Origin of the sequence: Marseilla massiliensis (assembly GCF_016899855.1) — a bacterium.
Taxonomy (GTDB): Bacteria; Bacteroidota; Bacteroidia; order Bacteroidales; family Bacteroidaceae; genus Prevotella.
Genome location: NZ_JACJJG010000143.1, coordinates 1 through 5,810 on the forward strand (window position 1 = coordinate 1; position 5,810 = coordinate 5,810).

The window sequence follows — 5,810 nt, forward strand, 5'->3', positions numbered from 1 at the left end:
TGGTGGCGCACGTCTACGTGTTCTGCCACGAAAGCATAAGGGAATGGAACCTTGACATCGGCGTAATCGACCGAATAATACTTAACTTCAACCGCACCACGGGCATTTTCGGAAACACGCTGTGGAGCAAGCTGGCCGCCGTGTTGCTGCTCGCCATATCCTGCATGGGCACAATCGGCGTGAAGGGCGAGGGCATAACGTGGCGCAAGATACTCGCCGCGCTATCCGTCGGCTCGGCGTTGTTCTTCTTCAACTGGTGGCTGCTCGACCTGCGCCTGCCGCACGCAGCGGCCACGGCACTGTATGTTTCCACCCTGACCTGCGGCTATCTCTGCCTCTTGATGTCCGGGCTGTGGATGAGCCGCCTGTTCAGGCACGGGCTGATGAAGGACGTGTTCAACACCGAGAACGAGAGCTTCATGCAGGAGACGCGCCTCATGGAGAACGAATACTCCGTCAACCTGCCCACGCGCTTCATGTACGGCGGCAGGATGAACGACGGCTGTATAAACGTTGTAAACCCGTTCCGCGCAACTATTGTGCTGGGTACGCCAGGCTCTGGCAAGTCTTACGCCGTGGTGAACAACTACATCCGCCAGATGATTTCAAAGGGTTACAGCGCCTACATCTACGACTACAAGTTCGACGACCTGTCCGTCATAGCCTACAACACACTGCTACACAACATGGACAAGTACGCCGCCGCGCCGAAGTTCTACGTCATCAACTTCGACGACCCGCGCCGCTCGCACCGCTGCAATCCCATCAATCCCGACTTCATGACCGACATATCCGACGCTTACGAGGCGAGTTACACCATCATGCTCAACCTCAACCGCACGTGGATTGAAAAGCAGGGCGACTTCTTCGTGGAGTCGCCGATTATCCTGCTTGCGGCCATAATCTGGTACCTCAAAATATACAAGGGCGGCATATACTGCACCTTTCCGCACGCCGTGGAGCTGCTCAACAAGCCGTATGCCGACCTGTTCGTCATCCTCACGTCGTATCCCGAACTTGAGAACTACCTTTCGCCGTTCATGGACGCATGGAAAGGCGGGGCGCAAGACCAGTTGCAGGGGCAAATAGCATCGGCGAAAATACCCTTGACACGCATGATTTCACCGCAGCTTTACTGGGTGATGACGGGTGACGACTTCTCGCTCGACATTAACAATCCGCAGGAACCGAAGATACTTTGCGTCGGCAACAATCCCGACCGCCAGAACATCTATTCCGCCGCGCTCGGCCTTTACAACTCGCGGATAGTGAAACTGGTGAACAAGAAGGGAAGGTTGAAGAGCGCGATAATCATCGACGAGCTGCCTACAATCTATTTCCGAGGCCTCGACAACCTCATCGCGACGGCGCGAAGCAACAAGGTGGCGGTATGCCTTGGCTTCCAGGACTTCTCGCAGCTCAACCGCGACTACGGCGAGAAGGAGTCGAAGGTAATACAGAACACCGTTGGCAACATCTTCAGCGGACAGGTGGTGGGCGAGACTGCGAAAACCCTCTCCGAGCGTTTCGGCAAAATCCTGCAACAGCGCCAGTCCGTCTCGATAAACCGGCAGGACGTGTCTACCTCGATAAACACCCAGCTCGACCAGCTCATACCCGCCTCCAAAATATCCAACCTGTCGCAAGGCACGTTCGTCGGTGCCGTTTCCGACAATATAGGCGAGAAGATAAGCCAAAAGATTTTCCACGCCGAAATCGTGGTAGACCACGCCAAGGTCGGCGCGGAGGAACGTGCTTACATGAAAATCCCGGTAATAAACGAGTTCCGTGACAAGGACGGCAACGACATCATGGCGCAGCAAATCCAGCGCAACTACGACCGCATAAAGGCCGACGCGCAGGCCATCGTCAACGACGAGATGGAACGTATCAAAAGCGACCCGGAGTTGTGCAGGCGGTTGGGACTCGAAAATGGAAGCGTTGACAAGGAAGAACAGTCGTAAAAACGGGCTTTTATGAAAAATCATGATGATAGCCATTGCGCTTTCGGCGATAATCTTTATCTCTGCAAATAACATTAAGTCTATTTAGTGTTAAGCCTTTATTTGACTATTAAGCATAAATATAATTACTGTTATTATGGGAGACTTGACAGGCTATTCAATCCCCGAACTGATACACCTGCTCGGCACGAGGTTCAGGGATTACAGGCAGAGGGCCAACCTTACACAAAAGGACGTGGCGGAAAAGACCGGCCTGTCAACCGTTACCATATACAAGTTTGAAAGCGGCACGGCCAACAACCTGTCGTTGGGCACGTTCCTGCTCTTGTTGAAAGCCGTAGGATGGATTAACGCCATCAACGACTTCATGCCCGAACTGCCAGAGTCGCCGTATCTCGTAAGGGACGACGAAAAGAAAGTGCAACGCATAAGACATAAGAAACTATGAGCAAGACGGTAAAAGTTATACTTTGGGACGAGGAGATAGGCCGCCCGTTCGTCGGCGGAGCTTGAAATGGCGTATTACCGTATGGCGGTTGATTCAGGCATAAGCATGACTGACTCGCGGCTGCTTGAAGTGGAAAGGCGCAGGCATTTCCTGACAAGGCGCTTCGACCGAAAAGACGGGGGCAAACTGCACGTACAGACGCTTGCGACAATATGGCCGGGCGCTCACAGCTATGAGGAGCTGCTCATGGTGTGCAGGAAACTCGATGTGCCGGAGAAGGACTCCGAAGAGGTGTTCAGGCGTTTGGTGTTCAACATCCTTGCCAACAACACCGACGACCACAACAAGAACTTCTCGTTCATCATGGACAGGCAAGGGCGTTGGAGGCTGTCCCCAGCATACGACATGACGTTCATCTTCAACAGCGGCGGATACCAACCGGAAGACGGACATTGTATGTCTGTCGGCGGAAAGACAAGCGGCATGACGAAACAGGACATCCTTTCGTTCGCCTCCGACAACGGCATACGCCGCCCCGAGGCGATAATCTGCAAGGTCGTGGAAGCGTTAAAAAATTTTAGGACGCTTGCCGACGAATACGGTGTAAAGGAAGAATGTACGGGACGTGTGGCTTCTTGCATAGACCGGCATTTGGCTGAATGGAACTACCTGCAAAAAAACAACGGCGTTGCAGCCTTAACCGACGGACAAGGCAACACAGCGTCCAATGTCAGGATTGAGGAAGCATACCACGGAAATTACCACCTGTATGCCGACATAAACGGCAAGGAACATAAATACGTCATAAGGAAAGGAACCGATGAATATCAGACCATCAGCCGTTACGGCACGTTGAATGTTCCCCAGGAATATTTACGAACTTTGGTTGAGAAGTTCATCATGAAAAAATAAAAGTGGTCATACCTTTGCACGTTGTTCCACACCTCTGTACAATGCCTTTCCGTTTAAGAATTGGAATAATGTGAAATTTCGCAGAAAAACAAGGCGGATTATGTGAAATATTCATTGTTCAAACTTTAATTGCAAACAATCAAACGGATTCGTGAGGTTCTTTTACTTGATGCCCAAACCAGAAGAATTGTAACAATGGCATGTCAAGTTTTATGGTGGGTATAAGTGCGGATACACGCAAAAAAATCCGCCTAATTGGCTAAATTCCCTATCGGCAATATGTATAAATGGGGAAACTTTGCTATCTTTGCAGGGTAAAAGCTCGTATATCCGCAAACATTTCCGTTAGACAAATGAGAATAGAACGAAAAAGAAACCTTCAAAAATTGATAGACAGCCGTAAAAACGGACAGATAAAAATCATAACAGGTATCAGACGATGCGGTAAATCCTATTTGTTAGGAGTGCTCTATCGTGACTATCTCTTGCAAGACGGAGTACCTGCCGACCAGATTGTAATTATCGAACTTGACAACGATATGAATGCGCGTTACAGGAATCCCTTGGAGTTAGGCGAACATCTTCGCAAAATAGTGGGCGATACTTCAAAGGACTATTATATCCTGCTTGATGAGATACAAATGGTTGAGTCGATAGACAATCCTTATCTTCCCAAAGGTTCCGGCGCAAAAATCACCTTTGTTGACGTGCTGTTAGGTTTGAAAAGCCTGCCGAATGTAGATGTGTATGTGACGGGCAGCAACTCAAAGATGCTGTCTTCGGACGTGGCTACCGCCTTCCGTGACAGGGGCCAGGAGATACACATCACCCCGCTGACTTACGACGAGTTTTATCCGGCTTATCCAAAAGAGAAGCGCTTTGCATGGCGTGAATTCATCGCTTACGGTGGAATGCCTTTGGTATTGCAGAAACCTACCCATGAGGAAAAGTCGAACTATCTGCAAGACCTTTTCAGACTCACTTATATAAAGGATGTGATTGAACGCAACAGGCTTCGTGCAAATGCGGAAACCCTTGACGAATTGCTCAATGTTGTGGCTTCAGCCGTGGGCTCGCTGACCAATCCGACACGTTTGGCAAACACATTCCAGTCTGTCAAGGGGGTGAAAATAAAAAGCGATACGATTTCAAACTATCTTGACTGCTTTATTGACGCTTATATTCTAAACAAGGCATATCGTTACGACATAAAAGGCCGCTCATACATTGATTCGCCGCTAAAATATTACTTCACGGACATAGGCTTGCGCAACGCTCTGCTCAATTTCCGCCAGCAGGAAGAGAACCATATCATGGGAAACATCATTTACAACGAACTCAAGGCGCGTGGATTCAATGTGGACGTGGGAATTGTTGAGTACAACTATTCTTTAGAAGGAAAGAACAAGCGTTCGCAGCTTGAAGTGGATTTTGTGGTGAATTTGGCAGACAAACGTTATTACATACAATCAGCCCTGACTGTTTCCAATGAAGAGAAGCGGCAACAGGAGGTCAATTCGCTCAACAGGATTGACGATTCATTTGCAAAAATCGTTGTCGTAAACGATAACGTGCTGCCATGGACTGACGATAAAGGCGTGCAATATATCAACATCGAGGATTTCCTGCTTGAAAGAATCAACAATCTGTAAGAAATTGAAGTCATACGGATATCAGAAGGCATTTCTGACGGATTTGACTGTTCCAAAAATCCGCACAACAGAAATATCGCTTTAAGTGAAGAGTGAAAAATATTAGTGGTGCGATAAAAATCACATCACTGTAGTTAAACGATTAATTTTTAATCAAATATAAGCGTTCATTGATTTTTTGATTTGAAAATGATTTATTAGTCCTGTAGTTTCAACACATCAGGATTATGAATCAAGGCAAGTTTGTATTTTCCCAAGTTGTCGAGTATATACCGCGTTATCAGTTTGATAAACTCGTAAAGCAATATAAAGGAGATTGGCATACCAAAAATCTCAGCAGTTACAATCACCTTCTTCATCTGCTTTTCGGACAGTTGACAGGATGTGATTCTCTGAGGGATATTTGTCTATGCCTCGAAGCTCATAACAAGATGCTTTATCATCTCGGTTTTCGTAAGGCCGTGAACCATACCTCATTGTCTCGTGCAAACGAAAGTAGGGATTATCGCATTTTTGAAGGACTGGGCCTTTATTTGATTGCTACGGTCAGACCGATGTACTCAAATATCCAACTGTCTCAAATTACCATTGATAACGTGATATATGCGCTTGATTCCACGACCATATCAACCAGTATAAGGCTTGCAACGTGGGCTTTGGGAAAATACAGCAAAGGAGCTGTCAAGATGCACACCCTATTGGATTTGAGAGGCAGCATACCTGCCAATATCCATATCACGGACGGCAAGTGGCATGACAGCAACGAGCTTGACGCACTGACACCGGAGCCTTGGAAAAGCCACGCGACTTTGACCCTTTTGGCCAAGCAGGATT

4 protein-coding genes and 1 pseudogene are annotated in these 5,810 nt (G+C 48.1%); all 5 read left to right on the forward strand.

The window, feature by feature from the left end; all coding sequences use genetic code 11:
• A partial coding sequence (gene mobC / locus H6A34_RS13410) for a conjugal transfer protein MobC (RefSeq protein WP_205105928.1) occupies positions 1-1,964 on the forward strand: 1,964 nt, incomplete at its 5' end.
• A gap of 136 nt (positions 1,965-2,100) precedes the next feature.
• Complete coding sequence (locus tag H6A34_RS13415; RefSeq protein WP_205105929.1) at positions 2,101-2,412, forward strand: helix-turn-helix domain-containing protein; 312 nt, start codon at positions 2,101-2,103, stop codon at positions 2,410-2,412.
• 60 nt (positions 2,413-2,472) lie between these two features.
• Positions 2,473-3,324, forward strand: a pseudogene (locus H6A34_RS13420) (type II toxin-antitoxin system HipA family toxin); the annotation flags it as partial.
• A gap of 353 nt (positions 3,325-3,677) precedes the next feature.
• Positions 3,678-4,976: an ATP-binding protein gene (locus H6A34_RS13425; protein ID WP_205105931.1), complete on the forward strand. Its 1,299-nt coding sequence runs from the start codon at positions 3,678-3,680 to the stop codon at positions 4,974-4,976.
• Positions 4,977-5,203: 227 nt separating this feature from the next.
• On the forward strand, positions 5,204-5,810 hold a 607-nt coding region (locus H6A34_RS13430), incomplete at its 3' end, for a DUF4372 domain-containing protein (RefSeq protein ID WP_205105932.1).

Excerpts from the sequence above, each read along its gene's own strand:
- H6A34_RS13415 (WP_205105929.1), top strand. The coding sequence starts at position 2,101 with ATGGGAGACTTGACAGGCTATTCAATCCCCGAACTGATACACCTGCTC.
- H6A34_RS13425 (WP_205105931.1), top strand. The coding sequence starts at position 3,678 with ATGAGAATAGAACGAAAAAGAAACCTTCAAAAATTGATAGACAGCCGT.